This is a genomic window from Pseudophaeobacter sp. A-200-2 (assembly GCF_041008815.1).
In the GTDB taxonomy this organism is placed as follows: Bacteria; Pseudomonadota; Alphaproteobacteria; order Rhodobacterales; family Rhodobacteraceae; genus Phycobacter; species Phycobacter gallaeciensis_A.
Genome location: NZ_JAXGFU010000005.1, coordinates 242,676 through 261,694, shown reverse-complemented (window position 1 = coordinate 261,694; position 19,019 = coordinate 242,676). Strand labels below are relative to the sequence as shown.

The 19,019-nt window shown below is 62.3% G+C and carries 13 protein-coding genes and 1 tRNA gene; 7 read left to right on the top strand and 7 right to left on the bottom strand.

Annotated features, from left to right (window positions below):
- Positions 1-66 precede the first annotated feature (66 nt).
- Positions 67-153 (bottom strand) — tRNA-Leu (locus tag SM766_RS10020).
- Between the two features lie 242 nt (positions 154-395).
- Here SM766_RS10020 and SM766_RS10015 point away from each other — a divergent pair.
- Complete coding sequence (locus tag SM766_RS10015) at positions 396-1,385, top strand: complex I NDUFA9 subunit family protein (RefSeq protein WP_368947682.1); 990 nt, start codon at positions 396-398, stop codon at positions 1,383-1,385.
- Positions 1,386-1,472: 87 nt separating this feature from the next.
- Here SM766_RS10015 and SM766_RS10010 read toward each other — a convergent pair whose 3' ends face one another.
- Positions 1,473-2,276 carry an undecaprenyl-diphosphate phosphatase gene (locus SM766_RS10010; protein WP_368947681.1) on the bottom strand — a complete coding sequence of 268 codons (804 nt, stop codon included), beginning with the start codon at positions 2,274-2,276 and terminating at the stop codon, positions 1,473-1,475.
- 238 nt (positions 2,277-2,514) lie between these two features.
- On the opposite strand from SM766_RS10010, the gene SM766_RS10005 reads away from it, so the two are divergent.
- From SM766_RS10005 to queG, 5 genes are all read left to right on the top strand, one after another.
- The gene (locus SM766_RS10005) at positions 2,515-3,954 is read left to right on the top strand and encodes an NAD(P)-dependent oxidoreductase (RefSeq protein ID WP_065271985.1); all 1,440 of its coding nucleotides are present in this window, start codon (positions 2,515-2,517) and stop codon (positions 3,952-3,954) included.
- Positions 3,955-4,029: 75 nt separating this feature from the next.
- Complete coding sequence (gene gltB, locus SM766_RS10000; protein WP_368947680.1) at positions 4,030-8,562, top strand: glutamate synthase large subunit; 4,533 nt, start codon at positions 4,030-4,032, stop codon at positions 8,560-8,562.
- Between the two features lie 311 nt (positions 8,563-8,873).
- Positions 8,874-9,608: a monofunctional biosynthetic peptidoglycan transglycosylase gene (gene mtgA / locus SM766_RS09995; protein WP_368947679.1), complete on the top strand. Its 735-nt coding sequence runs from the start codon at positions 8,874-8,876 to the stop codon at positions 9,606-9,608.
- 64 nt (positions 9,609-9,672) lie between these two features.
- Positions 9,673-10,338: an FtsZ-binding protein FzlA gene (gene fzlA / locus SM766_RS09990; protein ID WP_065271982.1), complete on the top strand. Its 666-nt coding sequence runs from the start codon at positions 9,673-9,675 to the stop codon at positions 10,336-10,338.
- A 21-nt stretch (positions 10,339-10,359) separates the two neighbouring features.
- The gene (gene queG / locus SM766_RS09985) at positions 10,360-11,412 is read left to right on the top strand and encodes a tRNA epoxyqueuosine(34) reductase QueG (RefSeq protein ID WP_368947678.1); all 1,053 of its coding nucleotides are present in this window, start codon (positions 10,360-10,362) and stop codon (positions 11,410-11,412) included.
- Between the two features lie 109 nt (positions 11,413-11,521).
- Here the strand turns inward: queG and SM766_RS09980 are convergent, their stop codons facing one another.
- The 3 genes from SM766_RS09980 to SM766_RS09970 form a co-directional block, all read right to left on the bottom strand.
- Positions 11,522-12,322 (bottom strand): carnitinyl-CoA dehydratase, encoded by an 801-nt coding sequence (locus SM766_RS09980; protein WP_065271980.1) that lies wholly within the window; start codon positions 12,320-12,322, stop codon positions 11,522-11,524.
- Positions 12,319-14,358: an acetate--CoA ligase family protein gene (locus tag SM766_RS09975; protein WP_368947677.1), complete on the bottom strand. Its 2,040-nt coding sequence runs from the start codon at positions 14,356-14,358 to the stop codon at positions 12,319-12,321. Before SM766_RS09975 ends, SM766_RS09980 begins: the two co-directional genes overlap by 4 nt.
- A gap of 353 nt (positions 14,359-14,711) precedes the next feature.
- The gene (locus SM766_RS09970; RefSeq protein WP_065271978.1) at positions 14,712-15,875 is read right to left on the bottom strand and encodes an acyl-CoA dehydrogenase family protein; all 1,164 of its coding nucleotides are present in this window, start codon (positions 15,873-15,875) and stop codon (positions 14,712-14,714) included.
- Positions 15,876-15,953: 78 nt separating this feature from the next.
- Between SM766_RS09970 and SM766_RS09965 the strand changes: the two genes are divergently transcribed.
- Positions 15,954-16,892, top strand: coding sequence for a GlxA family transcriptional regulator (locus tag SM766_RS09965; RefSeq protein WP_065273644.1), 939 nt, complete (start codon positions 15,954-15,956; stop codon positions 16,890-16,892).
- A 3-nt stretch (positions 16,893-16,895) separates the two neighbouring features.
- Here the strand turns inward: SM766_RS09965 and SM766_RS09960 are convergent, their stop codons facing one another.
- Positions 16,896-18,095: a hypothetical protein gene (locus tag SM766_RS09960; protein ID WP_368947676.1), complete on the bottom strand. Its 1,200-nt coding sequence runs from the start codon at positions 18,093-18,095 to the stop codon at positions 16,896-16,898.
- A gap of 43 nt (positions 18,096-18,138) precedes the next feature.
- Positions 18,139-18,909 (bottom strand): class II aldolase and adducin N-terminal domain-containing protein, encoded by a 771-nt coding sequence (locus SM766_RS09955; RefSeq protein ID WP_368947675.1) that lies wholly within the window; start codon positions 18,907-18,909, stop codon positions 18,139-18,141.
- Positions 18,910-19,019 lie beyond the last annotated feature (110 nt).

Here is a 19,019-nt window from a genome sequence, read left to right as displayed (position 1 = left end):
ACTCAAGGGCGCCCTGTGGGGCGTCTTTGAACATCTGAAACTGTAGGGGGTTCCGACAAAGGATTATGGTGCCCAGGAGAGGACTCGAACCTCCACGTCCATACGGACACTAGCACCTGAAGCTAGCGCGTCTACCAATTCCGCCACCTGGGCAGGTGTCGTGCAGCGGCGTATACGCACCGGCGGCGGGAGCGTCAAACGGATTTTTGCATCGGGTGGCAATTTGCAGCCGGATTCAGGGCCCCGCGGCCGGGACCCCGTGAAGGCCGGGGCCGGTGGCGGCGGTAAAGCCAGCGATTTATCATGAAACTGTGGGTCCGGACACGATTTTGCGCCTTGTTTGAAACCCGCTGGCCCGGTAGATCGGGTCAAGAGCTAACTGCAGGAGCCAAAAGATGTCCAAACTGGTCACGATCTATGGCGGATCTGGTTTTGTCGGTCGATACATTGCGCGCCGGATGGCCAAGGAAGGCTGGCGGGTCCGGGTCGCCGTGCGCCGCCCGAACGAGGCGATGCATGTAAAACCCTACGGTGTCCCTGGTCAGGTTGAGCCTGTCTTCTGCAACATCCGCGACGATGCCTCTGTCGCGGCGGTGATGCAGGGCGCGGATGCGGTTGTGAACTGCGTCGGCGTTCTGAACGAGCTGGGCAAGAATACCTTTGATGCCGTCCAGGCCGAAGGCGCGGGCCGCATCGCACGGATCGCTGCCGAACAGGGTGTCCAGCAGCTGGTACATATCTCTGCCCTTGGCGCCGATGCCGAAAGCGATAGCGACTATGCCCGCAGCAAGGCCGCAGGCGAAGCCGCCGTTCAGGAGGCTTTCCCGGCTGCAGTGATCCTGCGCCCCTCGATCATCTTTGGTACCGAAGATCAGTTCTTCAACCGTTTCGCCTCGATGACGCGGATGTCGCCCGTGCTGCCGATTGCCTGCGGCAAGACCCTGTTCCAGCCGGTCTATGTGGATGATGTGGCGCGCGCCGCCGTGGCCGGAGTTCTGGGTCAGGCCGAGCCGGGCATCTACGAGCTGGGCGGGCCGGAAGTGAAGAGCTTTGCCGCGCTGATGCAGGAGATGCTGTCGGTCATCCATCGCCGTCGTCTGGTGCTGTCGCTGCCGCGTTTCGTTGCCGGTATCGTGGCCTTCGGGTTTGACGTGCTTCAGGCCGCCAGCTTCCAGCTGATCGAGAACAAGGTGCTGACCCGCGACCAGCTGAAGAACCTGCGCCGCGACAATGTGGTATCTGAGGGCGCCAAAGGGTTCGCGGATCTGGGGATCAAGCCGGAACTGATGGGGCCAATCCTTCCGGATTACCTGTGGAAATTCCGTCCCTCCGGGCAATACGACGTGATGACCGCTTCGGCCCGCAACCTGAAGGGCGACGCCTGATCGCATTGGCGGCAGGTCCATATAAGATCATGAAGCGCGGTCCATCTGGTGCCGCGCTTTTTCTTTGTCTGATCGGCCAGAGGGATCTCAGCTATAAGCGACGATCAGCAGCACAACGCCGAGAACCACCCGGTAGATCACATAGGGGGTGAAGCTGACCGATCTCAGCAGCCGCATCATCAGGCTAAGGGCTGCAAGGGCCGAGACCAGCGCCAGCACGGCGGCGATGGCGGCGTCGCGCATCAGGGCGGTGTTGGCCTCAACCGCGACTTCGGCGCCGAGCAGCACCCCCGAAGCGATAATGGTCGGGATCGACATCAGCATGGCGATCCGTGCGCCTTCCGTGCGGGTATAGCCCAACTGCCGGGCACCGGTGATGGTGATGCCGGACCGCGAGGTGCCGGGGATCAGCGCGATCATCTGCCACAGCCCCATGATCAGCGCATCACGCAGGCCCCAGTCTTGTGCAGATTTCAAACTCGCGCCCTTTTGGTCAGCCACATAAAGGACGATGCCAAAGATCAGCATGGTCCAGCCGATGACAGCGGTGGAGCGCAGCGCGTCGCTGAAGCCGGTGAAATGCAGGGCGGCGCCAAAGAGGACGGTGGGGATGGTTGCGACGATCAGCCCCAGCGCCAGTCGGGCACCTTCGGTGTCTACATGTCCGCAGGCCAGACGCGGCAACCCAATCAGGCCGGTGCGCACATCCTGCCAGAAATAGATCACCACTGCCGCCAGCGTGCCGACGTGAACGGCCACGTCGATCACCTGCCCCTGATCGTCCAGCCCGGTCAGCGCAGGCAGCAGAATCAGGTGCCCGGAGGAGGAAATCGGCAGGAATTCGGTGATGCCCTGAATGAGGGCGACCAGGACGAGTTGAAAGAGAGGCATGGCCGGGCGCTCCTGTATCGGACCGGAGGGGTCCTAAGCGGTCAATTTTCTTTAGTAAATTTGCGCCCGGATGGGAAGCGCAGCACTTAGGTCCGATTCGGATCTAAAATCACTGTACTTTTTTGCCCCAGCGGGTATCAGAAAGCGAGAACTGACAAAATAGGTCAGTACAGTTGACTTTTAATCCGCCGCGCTTCGATCTATGACGACCGGAGCAAGCTAAAAATGGAGTCCCCCCGTGGCCAAGCAACCAATGCTCAAATTCGTGCAGATTGAACGCGACATGCCCGAGAAGCGGACCGCGGAAGCGCGCAAGGAAGATTTCGACGAAATCTATGCGGAGTTCGCCCAGGCGAAGGCAGAAGAGCAGGCCAGCCGCTGCAGCCAGTGTGGCGTGCCCTATTGCCAGTCCCATTGTCCGCTGCACAACAACATCCCCGACTGGCTGCGTCTGACCGCGACCGGCCGTCTGGAAGAAGCCTATGCCACCAGCCAGGCGACCAATACATTCCCGGAAATCTGCGGCCGCATCTGCCCGCAGGACCGCCTGTGCGAAGGCAACTGTGTCATCGAGCAATCCGGCCATGGCACGGTCACCATCGGCGCGGTGGAGAAATACATCACCGACACCGCCTGGGAAAACGGCTGGGTCAAACCCTTTGCACCGCTGCATGAGCGTAGCGAAAGCGTTGGCATCATCGGTGCCGGCCCCGGTGGTCTGGCGGCGGCGGACATGCTGCGCCGCGCGGGCGTGCAGGTCACCATCTATGACCGCTATGACCGGGCCGGCGGGCTGCTGACCTACGGCATTCCCGGCTTCAAGCTGGAAAAAGACGTGGTGATGCGCCGCAACAAACTGCTCGAAGACAGCGGTGTTACATTCGTGATGAACTGCAACGTGGGCGAGGACATCTCCTTTGCTGATCTCCGGGCCAAGCATGACGCGGTGATCATTGCCACCGGCGTCTATAAATCCCGCGATCTGGCCATGCCGGGCAGCGGCGCGGCGGGCATCGTCAAGGCGATCGACTTCCTGACCGTCTCCAACAAGCGTAGCTTTGGCGACACGGTTGCCGAATTCGACAGCGGTGAGCTGAATGCCGAAGGCAAGAAGGTCGTCGTGATCGGCGGCGGTGATACCGCGATGGACTGCGTGCGGACCTCGATCCGCGAAGGCGCGACATCGGTGAAATGTCTCTACCGCCGCGACCGTGCCAACATGCCCGGTTCGCAGCGCGAAGTGCAGAACGCCGAGGAAGAAGGCGTCGTCTTCGAATGGCTGTCGGCGCCCAAGGGATTTGCCGATGCGGATGGCAAGGTGACCGGCGTGATGGTGCAGAAGATGCGCCTGGGTGCCCCCGATGCCACCGGCCGTCAGGCCCCCGAGGTGATCGAAGGTGCCGACTATGTCGAAGAGGCCGATCTTGTGATCAAGGCGCTGGGCTTTGAACCCGAAGATCTCCCCACCCTCTGGGGCCAGCCCGAATTGCCGGTCACCCGCTGGGGCACCGTCAAGGCCGAGTTCAAATCCGGCGCAACCGATCTGCCCGGGGTCTATGCCGTGGGCGACATCGTGCGCGGGGCGAGCCTGGTGGTCTGGGCCATCAAGGATGGCCGTGACTGCGCCGAGGCGATCCTGGAGCGGTTCAACGCAAAGGCAGCCGTCGCAGCTGAATAAACAAAGACTTCGGTCCCACGCGGATGCGCGCCCCTGAAACAGGCGAGGCGCCCCCGCCAGGCAAAGGAAAATGACATGACGAAATATGATGCAGAATGGGTCCGCGCCGAAGAAGCCAAGCGCAAGTGGATGGCAGAAAACGGTCTCTATTCCGAGGAAGAAGAGCATTCTTCCTGCGGTGTGGGTCTGGTCGTCTCGCAGGATGGCAGTGCCAGCCGCAAGGTGGTCGAAGCCGGTATCAACGCGCTGAAGGCGATCTGGCACCGCGGTGCGGTCGATGCCGATGGCAAGACCGGCGATGGTGCGGGCATCCACGTGCAGATCCCGGTTCCTTTCTTCTATGACCAGATCAAGCGCACCGGCCACGAGCCGCACACCGATCAGCTGATCGCGGTTGGTCAGGTCTTCCTGCCGCGTACCGATTTCGGCGCTCAGGAAACCTGCCGGACCATCGTGGAAACCGAAGTTCTGCGCATGGGCTATTACATCTATGGCTGGCGCCACGTGCCTGTCGATGTTACCTGCCTGGGTGAAAAGGCTAACGCCACCCGCCCCGAGATCGAGCAGATCCTGATCTCCAACTCCAAGGGCGTGGACGAAGACACCTTTGAGCGGGAACTCTACGTGATCCGCCGCCGGATTGAGAAAGCAGCAGCTGCTGCCGGGATCGGTGGTCTTTATATCGCGTCGCTGTCCTGCCGGTCGATCATCTACAAGGGCATGATGCTCGCCGAACAGGTTGCGGTTTTCTATCCCGACCTGATGGACGAACGCTTTGAATCTGCCTTTGCGATCTATCACCAGCGCTATTCCACCAATACCTTCCCGCAGTGGTGGCTGGCACAGCCGTTCCGCATGCTGGCCCACAATGGTGAGATCAACACCCTGAAGGGCAACGTCAACTGGATGAAGAGCCACGAGATCCGCATGGCCTCCTCCACCTTTGGCGACTACGCCGAGGACATCAAACCGATCATCGCGGGCGGCTCTTCCGACTCGGCGGCGCTGGATTCGGTGTTTGAGGTTCTGGTGCGCGCGGGCCGCTCCGCCCCCATGGCGAAAACCATGCTGGTACCCGAAAGCTGGTCGAAACAGGCGGTCGAACTGCCCGAAGCCTGGCGCGACATGTATTCCTACTGCAACTCCGTGATGGAGCCCTGGGATGGCCCAGCCGCGCTGGCGATGACAGATGGTCGCTGGGTCTGCGCCGGTCTGGACCGTAACGGCCTGCGCCCGATGCGCTATGTCGTCACTGGCGATGGTCTGGTGATCGCGGGGTCCGAAGCGGGCATGGTTCCGATCGATGAAGCCAACGTGGTGGAAAAGGGCGCGCTTGGCCCCGGTCAGATGCTGGCCGTGGACATGAAAAAGGGCAAGCTGTTCCACGACACCGAGATCAAGGACAAGCTGGCCGCCGCACTGCCGTTCGGCGAGTGGGTTGAAAAGATCAACGATCTGGACGAGTCGCTTGCCACGGTGACGGAAAAGCCGCTGTTCCAGGGTGAAGAACTGCGCCGCCGCCAGATTGCTGCCGGTTACACCATCGAAGAACTGGAGCAGATCCTTGCGCCGATGGCTGAGGACGGCAAGGAAACCCTCGCCTCGATGGGCGATGACACCCCGTCGGCAGTTCTGTCCAAGAAATACCGCCCGCTGTCGCATTTCTTCCGTCAGAACTTCAGCCAGGTGACCAACCCGCCGATCGACTCCCTGCGTGAATACCGGGTTATGTCGCTGAAAACGCGGTTCGGGAACCTCAAGAACGTTCTGGATGAGGACAGCAGCCAGACCGAGATCTTCGTTCTGGAAAGCCCCTTTGTCGGCAACGCCCAGTGGGACAAGCTGATGGAGAGCCTCAACGCGCCGCTGGTCGAGATCGACTGTACCTTCGTGGCAGGCAAAGGCTCGCTGAATGCGGCGCTCCAGCGCATTCGCGCCGAGGCTGAAGAGGCAGTGCGCTCCGGCTCTGGCCATATCGTTCTGACCGACCAGCATTCGAATGCGGATAAGGTTGCAATGCCGATGATCCTGGCGACCTCCGCCGTGCATTCGCATCTGACCCGCAAGGGTCTGCGGACCTTCTGTTCGCTGAACGTGCGTTCGGCCGAGTGTATCGACCCGCATTACTTTGCGGTGCTGATCGGTTGTGGCGCCACCGTGGTGAACGCATATCTGGCCGAGGATTCGCTGGCAGACCGTATCGAGCGCGGCCTGCTGGACGGTAGCCTGACCGAGAACGTCAGCCGCTACCGCGAAGCCATCGATCAGGGCCTTTTGAAGATCATGGCCAAGATGGGCATCTCGGTGATCTCCTCTTACCGCGGGGGGCTCAACTTCGAGGCCGTCGGCCTGTCCCGTGCCATGTGCGCCGAATACTTCCCGGGCATGACCAGCCGGATTTCCGGCATCGGTGTGTCGGGTATCCAGGTCAAGGCTGAGGAAATCCACGGCACCGCATGGGCAGAGCAGCAGAACGTCCTGCCAATCGGTGGCTTCTACAAGGCGCGTAAATCGGGCGAGACTCATGCTTGGGAAGCCAGCTCGATGCACATGCTGCAGATGGCCTGCAACAAGGCGTCCTACGAGATGTGGAAGCAGTATTCGGCCAAGATGCAAAGCAATCCGCCGATCCATCTGCGCGACCTTCTGGACATCAAGCCGCTGGGCAAGCCGGTGCCGCTGGAGGAAGTGGAAAGCATTACCGCGATCCGTAAACGCTTTGTGACGCCGGGCATGTCGCTGGGGGCGCTGTCGCCCGAGGCGCATAAGACGCTGAACGTCGCAATGAACCGCATCGGCGCCAAATCGGACTCCGGTGAGGGTGGCGAGGATCCGGCACACTTCGTGCCTGAGCCCAATGGCGACAACCCGTCGGCCAAGATCAAACAGGTGGCTTCGGGCCGTTTCGGTGTCACCGCCGAATACCTGAACCAGTGTGAAGAGCTGGAGATCAAGGTCGCTCAGGGCGCCAAGCCGGGTGAAGGTGGTCAGCTGCCGGGGATGAAGGTTACCGACCTGATTGCCCGCCTGCGCCATTCGACCAAGGGCGTGACGCTGATTTCGCCGCCGCCGCACCACGATATCTACTCGATCGAGGATCTGGCGCAGCTGATCTATGACCTGAAACAGATCAACCCGCGCTGCAAGGTGACGGTGAAACTCGTGGCTTCCTCTGGTGTTGGCACCATTGCTGCTGGCGTTGCCAAGGCGAAGGCCGACATCATCCTGATCTCGGGCGCCAATGGCGGCACCGGTGCTTCGCCTGCGACCTCGATCAAATTCGCGGGTCTGCCCTGGGAAATGGGTCTGACCGAAGCGCATCAGGTGCTGGCGATGAACAACCTGCGGGGCCGCGTGACTCTGCGCACCGATGGTGGTCTGCGCACCGGGCGTGACATCGTCATGGCCGCGATGATGGGCGCCGAGGAATACGGCATCGGCACCGCCGCGCTGATCGCCATGGGCTGCATCATGGTGCGTCAGTGCCAGTCGAACACCTGCCCGGTGGGCGTCTGCACCCAGGACGAAAGCCTGCGTGACAAGTTCACCGGCAACGCCGACAAGGTGGTGAACCTGATCACCTTCTACGCGCAGGAAGTGCGGGAAATCCTCGCTTCCATCGGTGCGCGCAGCCTGGATGAAGTGGTTGGCCGTGCGGATCTGCTGGCGCAGGTCTCCCGCGGGTCGGCGCATCTCGATGATCTCGACCTCAACCCGCTGCTGATCACCGTCGATGGCTCTGCCAGCATCGTCTACAACCGCGACAAGGACCGCAACGCGGTGCCGGATACGCTGGACGCGGAAATCGTGCGCGATGCGGCGCGGTTCCTGCAGGATGGCGAAAAGATGCAGCTGTCCTATGCGGTGCAGAACACCCACCGCACCGTGGGTACCCGCACGTCGAGCCACATCGTGCGCAACTTCGGCATGCGCAATTCCTTCCAGCCCAACCACCTGACGGTGAAGCTGCAAGGCTCGGCCGGTCAGTCCCTGGGGGCCTTTGCGGCGCCGGGTCTGAAACTGGAAGTGTCCGGTGATGCCAACGACTATGTCGGCAAGGGCCTGTCGGGTGGCATGATCGTTGTGCGTCCTCCGATGGCCTCGCCGCTGGTGGCAAGCGACAACACCATCGTTGGCAACACCGTGCTTTATGGCGCTACGGACGGTTACCTGTTCGCAGCGGGCCGCGCGGGCGAGCGTTTCGGGGTCCGCAACTCGGGCGCGAAGGTGGTGATCGAGGGCTGCGGCTCCAACGGTTGTGAGTATATGACCGGCGGTGTTGCGGTCATCCTAGGCACCATCGGCGCCAACTTTGGTGCGGGCATGACCGGGGGTATGGCATATCTCTATGACCCCGAGGGTAAGGCCGAGACCATGATGAACATGGAATCTCTGGTTACCTGCCCGGTCACCGTGGCGCATTGGGAAGCGCAGCTGAAAGGCCTGATCGAGCGTCATCTTGAGGAAACCGGAAGCCGCAAGGCCGCGGAGATCCTGCAACACTGGGACATCGAGAAGGGTAATTTCCTGCAGGTTTGCCCCAAGGAAATGCTGAACAAGCTGGCGCATCCGATCTCGGAAGAGCAGGCTGCCGTTCCCGCCGAATAAGCCGGACGAAAACAGTGCTATCAAATTGTCCCGCAGGCGACCCGCCTGCGGGGCTTTTTCTTTTTGGGGAGTCTCTCCGAGTCACCCGAGCAGCAAGCCCCGGTGCCCGCATCGCCTGATGCCCTGCCTGTCCCGGGACAGGGACGGTTCAAGCAGAATGACGGTTTCCCCGCCTGCGGCGCGGAGCCTCCGCAATTCTGCCTGAGCCGTCCCTTTGTCCCGTGCCCGTTTTGGGCATGCGATGAGGGCTCCGGAGCAGCAGGCGGATTTCACGGTGGCAGCCACGGGTGGCTCTGCCGTATAGAGGGGGTATGGCGAAGGCAGCGAAGAAAAAGCCGGGCCCGCGCAGTGCGTCTTTGCTGCGCCGGATGACCTGGCCCTTGAGGTGGGTGCGCAAATGGGTTCTTAGAGCCTTTTTTGCGGCTGCCCTGCTGGCTGTGGCGTTGGTGGCGCTCTATTCGGTGGTGAACCCGCCGATTACTCATACGATCTGGAGCGAACAGCGCAGGCTGGGTGAGGTGGATCGGGAATGGGTCCCGTTTGACCATATCGCACCGGTCATGGCGCGCTCCGTCGTAGCGGCGGAAGATGCGCGGTATTGCCAGCATTGGGGTATTGATGTCACTGCGATCCGTGCGGCACTGGCTGAGGGCGGTCAGCGTGGCGGGTCGACGATTTCCCAGCAGGTGGTGAAGAACGTGTTCCTCTGGCAGGGGCGCAGCTGGCTCCGCAAGGCGCTGGAAACACTGATGACCCCGCTGGTCGAGGCGATCTGGAGCAAGCGGCGCATTCTGGAGGTCTATCTGAACGTCGCGGAGATGGACGAAGGCGTCTTTGGCGTCGAGGCGGCGGCGCGGCAGTATTTCGGCGTCGGCCCTGATGCTTTGTCCGCGCGTCAGGCGGCCCTGATCGCGGCGGTGCTGCCGGATCCCAAGGGCAGATCGGCGTCGCGGCCGTCGAAATTCGTCCGTCAGCGGGCGGCGCAGATCCGGGATGGGGCGGCCACCATCCGCGCAGATGGAAGATCAGCCTGTTTCGAGGATTGAAACTTTTGCCACAAGCGGGCATTGCTGGTTCTATCCCGCACGCTTCAGGAGACTCCACCCGCCAATGGCACGCCTGTATCATGTCCCGCTCTCACCGTTTTGTCGCAAGGTCCGCTTGTCGCTGGCGGAAAAGAAGATCGAGGTCGAACTGGTCGAAGAACGCTATTGGGAGAAAGATCCCGATTTCCTGCGGCGCAACCCGGCGGCCAAGGTTCCGGTGGTGCGTCTTGATGGCAAGATGATGTCGGAAAGCGCGGCGATCTGCGAGTATCTGGAAGAAAGCCGCCCCGAGCCGTCGCTGATGCCATCCGATCCCGATGGCCGCTATGAGGTGCGCCGTCTGGTCAGCTGGTTCGATGACAAGTTCCACCACGAGGTGACCTCGAAACTGCTGTATGAGCGGGTCAACAAGAAGGTCACCGGCGAAGGCTATCCGGACAGTCGCAACGTCAAGGCCGGCGCCCGGGCGATAAAATATCATCTGGATTACATGGCCTGGCTGCTGGATCACCGGCGCTGGCTGGCGGGGGACAGTATGACGCTGGCGGATTTTGCCGCCGCCGCGCATCTGTCATCGCTCGATTATATCTCCGATGTGGATTGGAACCGCTCTGCCGCCGTGAAGGATTGGTATGCCAAGATCAAGTCGCGCCCGGCATTCCGGTCGATCCTGGCTGATCAGATCCCCGGCTTCCGGCCGCCGCCGCATTATGCCGACCTCGATTTTTGATCTGCGCCTGCCGGTGTTGGCATGAGCGCTGCCCTGAAGGAAAAGCTGATCCGCCAGGCGCTGGACGAAGGGTTCGTCGCCTGCCGGATCTGCCGCCCGGGGGATGTGCCCGAGGTGCCAGCGCGGCTGCAGGCCTTTCTGGAGGCGGGGTATCACGGGCAGATGGGCTGGATGGCGGAGCGTAGCCATTGGCGCGGTGACCCGGCGCAGCTGTGGCCCGAGGCGAAATCGGTGATCATGCTCGCCGAAAGCTATACCCCCGACGAAGACCCAATGGCGGTTGTGGGCCAGCCTGACCGGGGCGCGGTCTCGGTCTATGCGCGCGGCAAGGATTACCATGATCTGGTCAAGAAACGCCTGAAACGTCTGGCCCGCTGGCTGATTGCCGAGGCGGAGAAGGCGGGCAATCCTGCCGAGGTGAAGGTTTTTGTCGATACTGCGCCGGTGCCGGAAAAGCCGCTGGGGCAGGCGGCCGGGCTGGGCTGGCAAGGTAAACATACCAATCTGGTCAGCCGGGACTGGGGCAACTGGGCCTTCATAGGCTCTGTTTTCACCACGCTGGAGCTGCCGGTCGATGCGCCAGAGCGGGATCATTGCGGGTCTTGCCGATCCTGTCTTGCGGCCTGTCCGACAGATGCCTTTCCCGCACCCTACCAATTGGATGCGCGGCGCTGCATTTCCTATCTGACGATCGAGTACAAAGGCCCGATCGACGAAGAGCTGCGCGGCAAGATGGGCAACCGGATCTATGGCTGTGACGATTGTCTCGCCGCCTGTCCGTGGAATAAATTCGCGGTTGCAGCCAGCGACATGCGTTATGCCGCCCGCGAAGGGCTCAGTGCGCCGCGTCTGGCTGATCTGGCGGCGCTGGACGATACGGCGTTCCGGGCGATGTTCTCGGGCTCGCCGATCAAGCGGATCGGGCGGGATCGGTTTGTGCGCAATGTTCTATATGCCATCGGCAATTCGGGCGACCCCGCCCTTGGCCCGGTGGCGGCGCGGCTGACCGAGGATCCGGATCCCGTGGTTGCCGATGCCGCGCGCTGGGCGGTGGAGCGCATCAAAGACACTTAAAGCTTTTCACGCCTGTCGCGCCAGCGGCAGGCACGCGTCCGCCCGCTCGGGCAGACGCTTAGCGACGTGTCTCAGGCGATCGATCGTTTCAGGCTAGGCCTGAAAAGCTTTAGCGGCCTTTCCAGACCGGATCGCGTTTTTCGGCAAAGGCGCGGGCGCCTTCCATCTGGTCTTCGCTGTCATAGAGCACATCGACCGAGCGCAATTGCCGCTGGGTGATCCGGTTCATCGCGTCCTGGAACTTGGAATCTTCGGCATCGCGCACGATTTCCTTGATCGCCGCATAGACCAGCGGCGGTCCCGAGGCGAGCAGCCGGGCCAGCTCCCAGGCGCGGTCCATCAACTGATCGGCGGCGACGATTTCATTCACCAGACCCCAACGGTTCGCCTCTTCCGCGTCGAACCAGCGCCCGGTGAGCAAAAGCTCCATGGCGATGTGATAGGGGATGCGTTTGGGCAGTTTGATCGAGGCCGCATCGGCCACTGTTCCCGAGCGGATTTCCGGCAGGGCAAAGGTGGCGTGATCGGCAGCAAGGATCATGTCTGCCGACAGCGCCAGTTCCAGCCCGCCGCCGCAGGCAATGCCGTTCACGGCTGCGATCACCGGCTTGTTCATCTCGCGCATTTCCTGCAGGCCGCCGAAGCCGCCAACGCCGTAATTGCCATCGACGGCATCACCATCCGCGGCAGCCTTCAGGTCCCAGCCGGGGCAGAAGAACTTGTCACCGCCACCTGTCACGATGGCGACGCGCAATTCGGGATCATCGCGGAATTCGCGGAACACCTCGCCCATGACAACGCTGGTCTTCAGGTCGATGGCGTTGGCCTTTGGTCGGTCCAGTGTCACCTCAAGGATGGCGCCTTCGCGGCGGGTTTTGACGGGGCTCTGTGCGGTATCTGTGTCGGTCATCTCATCCAGTCCTTTCTGCGCATCAGCGCATCCGCCGCGATGGCATCATCGGCGGTACAAATCAGCGGGTTGATCTCAATCTCTTCCAGTCCTTCGGCGTGGTCCAGCACATAAGAGCCGACCGCGCGAACGGCGCGCAGGATGGCCGAGCGGTCGGCGGCGGGTCTGCCTCGGTAGCCGTCGAGCACCCGGGCGATCCGCAGGGAGCTGAGCGCAGCCTCGATGGCAGTGTCGCTGGCGGGCAGCAGAAGTGAGACGCTGTCCTGCATCAATTCGGTCAGGGTGCCACCGGCGGCCAGGGTCAGGACAAAGCCATGTGCTGGATCCTTCACCACGCCGATCAGCAGTTCGGCCACCGCATCCGTGATCATTTCTTCGACCAGGAAGGAGGAGGCAGGCATCTGCTCTGCGGCCGCGCTTACGGCGCCGCCGGACATCAGGTTCAGAACCACGGCGCCCGCCTCGGTCTTGTGGGCAACGCCTTCACCTTTGAGCGCTACCGGGTAACCAATGTCGGCTGCGCTGGCGCGCGCCGCGCCCGGTGTTTTTGCGCGATGGGATTTCGGGATACGCAGTCCGTAATCCGCAAGGCGCCGCTTGGCTTCGGCCTCGGGGATCAGATCGGGATCCACCGTCGGCGTGGGCAGCAACAGCGGCTCGGCAGCGGGCAGGCGGGATCCTGCGGCAGCTTCGCAGGCGATGATCGCTTCGCGCAATCCGCAGAAGGGCACCACGCCTGCCGCCATCAGCTGCGCCGCGACTTCTTCGGGCAGCAGTTCGGGCAGGGAGGCTACCATCCCCACATTGGCGCCGGTCTGCTGGCGGGCGCCAATCGCGGCCTCAATCGCGCAGTCCCAGTCCGCGGCCGAGCAGCGATCGGGACGCGGGAAATCGACGATCAGTAGGGTTATCGCCAGCGATGGGTCCATCATCGCGGAAAAGGCGCGGGTCATCGCATCGACGTCGCGCCAGATATAGGTGTGGTAATCCAGCGGGTTGGCCAGTGCCACCATCGGTCCCAGCGCCGCGCGCAGGTTGGTCGTCTGGCGCTCGTTCAGCGGCGGAAAGACCACATCAAGGTCATCGGCCGTATCCGCCGCCAGACTGGCCTCGCCGCCAGAACAGCTGATCGAGGCGATCCGGTTTGAGGCGAGAGGCCCGGTGACGTGCAGCAGTTTCAGCGTCTCAAGGAAAGAAGAGAGATCATCGAGTCGCGCAATGCCAAGGCGGGCGAGCAGCGCCGCAGCCCCTGCATCCCCCCCGGCGACCGATGCGGTATGGGAGACGGTCGCTGCCTGGGCCTCGGCTGATTTTCCAACCTTGAGGGCAACAATGGGTTTGCCCAGCTCCCGGGCACGTTGGGCGAGGGCCTCGAAGGCCCGCAGATCGCCAAAGCCTTCGATATGCAGACCAAGGGCCGTCACCCGGTCGTCTTCCAGCAGGGCGGCGCCAATGTCGGCGATGCCGGATTGCGCCTGATTGCCCGCTGTCACCACATATGCAAGGGGCAGACCGCGCTGCTGCATGGTGAGGTTGATGGCGATGTTCGAACTTTGGGTAACGATGGCCACGCCGCTATCAACCGGTTGCCCGCCATGCTGGTCCGGCCACAAAAGCGCGCCATCCAGATAGTTGATGAACCCATAGCAGTTCGGGCCAAGGATCGGCATCTCGGCCGCGGCCTCCAGCAGCCGGGCCTGCAGGTCGGCGCCTTCGGCATCCTCGGCCTGAGCCTCGAGGAACCCGGAGGCGAAACAGACCGCGCCGCCGGCATTCCGGGCGGCAAGGTCGGCGACGATATCCACAGTGGAAAAGCGGTTCACACCGATGAAACTGGCGTCCGGTGCAGCGGGCAAATCCGCAACGGAGGCATAGGCGGGCAGACCTGCGATCTCTTCGGCCTTGGGGTGAACCGGCCAGATCCGGCCAGCGAATCCCATCGACCGGCATTGCTCAACCACCAGCCGACACCAGTCGCCGCCGCCAATGACGGCGATTGTTTCGGGCCGCAACAGTCGTGACAGGCGCGGAGTCATGCTGAAACTCCATGCAAACTGAAAAAATTTGGGCCAAGGGCGGATTTATAGCCGCGCTGATAACGTTTCATTAACGAAATGATCCCTTTATGGTTGTGCGGATTGAGTAGGGATGCTTTAGACCGCGATTTCAGAACGCCCCCCGGTTCCTTTTGGGTCCGGGGGGTTGTCGTTTTTGAACTGCCTTTTTTCCCGGGAGATCGCTGCACTTTGGTTGCACAGGAACCCGACGGTATCAGGTCTGCGACAGAGGCGTACCGTAAACAGGTCGCGAAATCTGACCCAAATCCGGTGCTCATCCAATGAGTGAAAAACGGCCGGTAGCAGGGAAATATGGTCTTCACGACCGGGGGTTACCCGCCCAGAGGACGCAGCAACTCCCGGCTGATGATGTGGCGCTGGATTTCGCTGGTGCCTTCCCAGATCCGTTCAACCCGGGCATCGCGCCAGATACGCTCAAGCGGCAGCTCGTCCATCAGGCCCATGCCGCCGTGAATCTGGATCGCCTCATCCGCGACCATGGCCAGCATTTCAGTCGCTTTCAGTTTCGCCATGGACATGTCGCTTTCGGTGACGCTGCCCTGATCGAATTTCCAGCCTGCTTCCCAGGTCAGAAGGTTTGCTGCCTTCAGCTCGGTCGCCATATCCGCCAGTTTGAAGGACACGCCCTGGAATTTCCCGATCTGCTGGCCGAATTGCTTGCGCTCCGCGGAGTATTCCACCGCGTGCTGCAAGGCGCGTTCAGCGCGGCCCAGGCAGGTGGCAGCAACCTGAAGTCGCGTTGCACCCAGCCAAGTGTTGGCGACCTCGAAACCCTTGTCCACCTCGCCCAGGATGGCGGATTTCGGCAGGCGGCAATCGTCGAATTCCAGCACCGCGTTGGTATAGCCGCGGTGGCTGACATTGCGGTAGCCGTCGCGCACGCTGAAGCCCGGCGTGCCCTTGTCGACGAAAAAGGCGGTGATCTTCTTCTTCGGCCCGCGCGGGGTATCCTCTTCGCCCGTGGCCATGAAGACGATGGCGAAATCGGCAATATCGGCGTGGCTGATGAAATGCTTGGTGCCGTTAAGGATGTAATCATCGCCATCTGCCCGCGCCGTGGCGGTCATGCCGCGCAGATCGGACCCGGCGCCCGGCTCTGTCATTGCCAGGCAATCCCATTTTTCACCCTTCATGCAGGGGTAGAGGTACTTTTCCTTCTGCTCATCCGTGCCGGCCAGCAGGATGTTCGACGGGCGCGCAACGCAGGTCCAGTGCAGCGCGTAGTTGGCGCGACCCAGTTCCTTTTCGTACATCAGCCAGCTGAGCGTATCGAGCCCGGCGCCACCCACCTCTTCGGGCATGTTGGCGGCATAAAGACCCGCTTCCATCGCCTTGGCCTGCAGCTCCTTGATCAGCTCCATCGGCAGATGACCGCTGCGCTCCACCTCAAGCTCATGCGGGTACAGCTCTTTTTCGACAAAGGCGCGGGTGGTGTCGACGATCATCGACTGTTCTTCGGTCATCCCAAACTGCATCTGCGGAATCCTTCTTGTTCGCTTGTCCGGGAGACTACGCGGAGTATAGGTAGGTTTCATGCGCAAATGGAGAAAATCATGCAAAGTTGGGTGAAAGATCGCGCCGCACCGCAGCAGGTGGATGTGCTGCTGTTTGATGATTTCTCGGGTCACTGTTTGGCCAATACAGTCGAGCCCATGCGCGCGGCCAATACGCTGGCCGGGCGGCAGATCTACGATTGGCGCTTTTTGACGCTGGAGGGCGGCACGGCGGTGTCTTCGGCGGGGATGGAGGTCAACGCGCACGGGCGGCTCGCTGAATACGGCGGCGACATGCTGATCGCCATGCCCAGCTATCACTACAGGCCATTGGCCACCGATAAGGCGCTGCGCGGGCTGCGGGCGGCGGCGCGGCGCTACGCGGTGATGGCGGGGTTTGATGCCGGGGCCTGGCTGCTGGCCTCTGCGGGTCTTCTGGACGGGCACCGGGCCACCATCCACTGGGAAGAGTTGCAGGGTTTCACCGAGGCCTTCCCCTCGGTCGATGCGCAGCGGCTGCGTTATGTGCGGGACGGGGATCGGGTCACCTGTTCCGGCGCGCTGGCTGCCTTCGAGCTGATGCTGGATCTGATCGCGGAACGCCACGGCCAAGCGCTGCGGCTGGAGCTTGCGGCGCTGTTCATGAGCCCGGAGGCCACTGGCGGTCAGGTCATCCCACTGGCCCGCAGCCGGTCGTTGGTGCGGGCCATCGACTTGATGCAGGCGAATCTGGAGATGCCGTTGCCCATCGGAGAGGTCGCCCGCCGGGTGGGCCGCAGTCAAAAGGATCTGGAGGCGCGGATGAAGGCGGAACTGGGCGCGCCGCCGCAAGCGGTCTATCGCAGGCTGCGGCTGATACAGGCGCGCAAACTGGTGCTGGAAACCACGCTCAGCGTGGCCGAGATTTCCCTGCGCTGCGGCTATGAGGATCCCAGCGCCATGACACGTGCCTTCCGGCAGGAGTTCGGCAGTACCCCGCGCCAGATGCGCCGGGGGTAGGGGTTAGGGGGCAGCCTGCCGGGCAGTGATCCACAGGTTTAGCCGCCAGATCCCCCAGGCCAGCGGAACCGCCGCCAGCCCGCCGATCACATAGGCCAGCGGTTCATCGGCAAAGCTCTCGAACAGCTGGGTATAGGCGTGGATGCCGCCAAAGGTCAGCGACGCATTGAACAGACCGCGTTCATTGCGCATCGCCGCCCAGACCACCATGCCCGCCAGCGCCAGTGCCCAGAGGATGGAATAGAGATTGGCCGACAGCTCCAGCGCAGTGTCCCGGAACGCGGTGCGCGCCGCATTGAAGCTGTCCCAGTCCTGATGGACGCTGCCGTAATAGCGTCCCGGCCCCCAGATGGTTTCGCCCACGAAATCCCCCCAGAGCGAACCGACCAGCGCACAGAGGTTGGCCACCACAAAGGCCAGCATGACAAGAATGCGCAGATGCCGCGCAATGCGTTCCGGCTGGCTGCGGGCGAGCCACAGGCACAGGGCGATCAGCGCAGACATCTGCAGAATCGATAGGGTAGGTTCCGGGGAATAGAACACGTAGGCGGCGTGGAAATAGGCGCTGCCCGTTTCCAGCGCCTGAGCAAAAGGCGCCAGAGCAAAGGCGGTGACCAGCCGCACGTCGATCAGCGCGCCGATCCCCGCCAGCAGCGCCGCATAATACAGCATTTCAAAGTTACGCAGCGGAGAACCGATATCGTGCTGCCTGCTCAGCGCTTCGATCCCGATGATATGGACGGCCAGCGCCATCAGGATCAGTGCCCCTAGCACGAAATGCGACGATAGCCCGCCGCGCCAGTACCGCAGGGAAAGAACTGCCAGCAGCAAACCACCCACAGGCCACAGGACCCAGCCCGCGATCTCTTCGTAATTGTCCATCAGTTCCAGCGTGGCGCCACCGATCAGCATGCCTGCGCCGATCAGCGTGGCAGCATTGCCGAACATGTGGAACATCTCGCCCCCCCGGGCCAGGATCGCCAGCCCGGTGAGGGTCATCAACAGGCCCGCAATCGCCACCGGCAGCGGGTCGGCCAGCCAGAAGATGAAGCCGCCCGTCGCCGCGAGGATCCCAAGGCACAGGATCACGTTGACCCCGAGGGTGATCATCGCTTCGCGGGCGCGGCTTTCGATGATGCGGGCCTGATCGGCGGTGATCACGCCCTCTGCCGTCAGACGGGTGGTATCGGCAATCGCATGCATCGGGCAGCCCTCATCAACAACTCATGCGGGGACAGGCCCCGCCTCAGCTTGCGTAAGTTGACCCCTCGCTGTCCAGTACCGCCTTGATCTCGCGCATGTGCGCTTCGGCCTGACCGGGATAGGCGTCCAGCTCGGCAGCGGTCTTTTCGGCGACTTCGTCCGACAGATAGCGCAGCGGCTGGCCGGTCTGCAGGGCGCGGATATAGGTCTCGGCCGCGCGTTCGAAATAGTAGAGCCGGTTGAAGGTATCGCCGGGCGTGTCGCCGATCACCAGAACCCCATGGTTGCCCATGATCATCACCTTCTTCTTGGGATCGGTGAGCATGGCGGCGCAGCGGGCGCCTTCATCCTCGAAGGCAAGACCGCCATAGCCATCGTCGATCACGTAACGGTCGTAGAAGGTCGCGGTATTCTGGTCGATGGCAGGCAGGTTGCTGTCGGCGAGAGAGGCCAGAACCGTGGCAAAGATCGAATGCACATGCATCACGCAGCGCGCGTGCGGGCACAGGCGGTGGATCGAGCCATGCAGCCCCCAGGCGGTGGGATCGGGGGCATCGGGCCGGTTCATCGTGGCCGGATCATCCGCATCCAGCAGCAACAGGTTCGAGGCGGTGATGCGGGTGAAATGCATCTGGTTGGCATTCATCAGGAACCGCGTGCCTTCGGGGTTCACCGCGAGGCTGAAATGGTTCGCCACCCCTTCGTGCATATTGAGCCGCTCGGTCCAGCGGAAGGTCGCTGCAAGGTCCACCCGCTCCTGCCAGTGTTCTATATTCTGCCGGTCGACATCGGGGCGCAGATCCGTGACGGTCATGGGAACCTCTTCATATATCCAAGTTAGAGCCTGTTTCAGGGCTCATTGATCATCCTGCCCCAGCCTCCTCCGCCGACAGGGAAGTGGCAAGGGGGATTTTTCGCTTTGTG

Bases quoted from the DNA above. Each gene is read 5' to 3' on its own strand.
- SM766_RS10010 (WP_368947681.1), bottom strand. From the start codon at position 2,276: ATGCCTCTCTTTCAACTCGTCCTGGTCGCCCTCATTCAGGGCATCACC.
- SM766_RS09955 (WP_368947675.1), bottom strand. From the start codon at position 18,909: ATGACCGTCACGGATCTGCGCCCCGATGTCGACCGGCAGAATATAGAA.
- mtgA (WP_368947679.1), top strand. From the start codon at position 8,874: ATGGCGAAGGCAGCGAAGAAAAAGCCGGGCCCGCGCAGTGCGTCTTTG.
- SM766_RS09970 (WP_065271978.1), bottom strand. From the start codon at position 15,875: ATGCAGTTTGGGATGACCGAAGAACAGTCGATGATCGTCGACACCACC.
- gltB (WP_368947680.1), top strand. From the start codon at position 4,030: ATGACGAAATATGATGCAGAATGGGTCCGCGCCGAAGAAGCCAAGCGC.
- SM766_RS09975 (WP_368947677.1), bottom strand. From the start codon at position 14,358: ATGACTCCGCGCCTGTCACGACTGTTGCGGCCCGAAACAATCGCCGTC.
- SM766_RS09980 (WP_065271980.1), bottom strand. From the start codon at position 12,322: ATGACCGACACAGATACCGCACAGAGCCCCGTCAAAACCCGCCGCGAA.
- SM766_RS10015 (WP_368947682.1), top strand. From the start codon at position 396: ATGTCCAAACTGGTCACGATCTATGGCGGATCTGGTTTTGTCGGTCGA.
- SM766_RS09965 (WP_065273644.1), top strand. From the start codon at position 15,954: ATGCAAAGTTGGGTGAAAGATCGCGCCGCACCGCAGCAGGTGGATGTG.
- fzlA (WP_065271982.1), top strand. From the start codon at position 9,673: ATGGCACGCCTGTATCATGTCCCGCTCTCACCGTTTTGTCGCAAGGTC.
- SM766_RS09960 (WP_368947676.1), bottom strand. From the start codon at position 18,095: ATGCATGCGATTGCCGATACCACCCGTCTGACGGCAGAGGGCGTGATC.
- queG (WP_368947678.1), top strand. From the start codon at position 10,360: ATGAGCGCTGCCCTGAAGGAAAAGCTGATCCGCCAGGCGCTGGACGAA.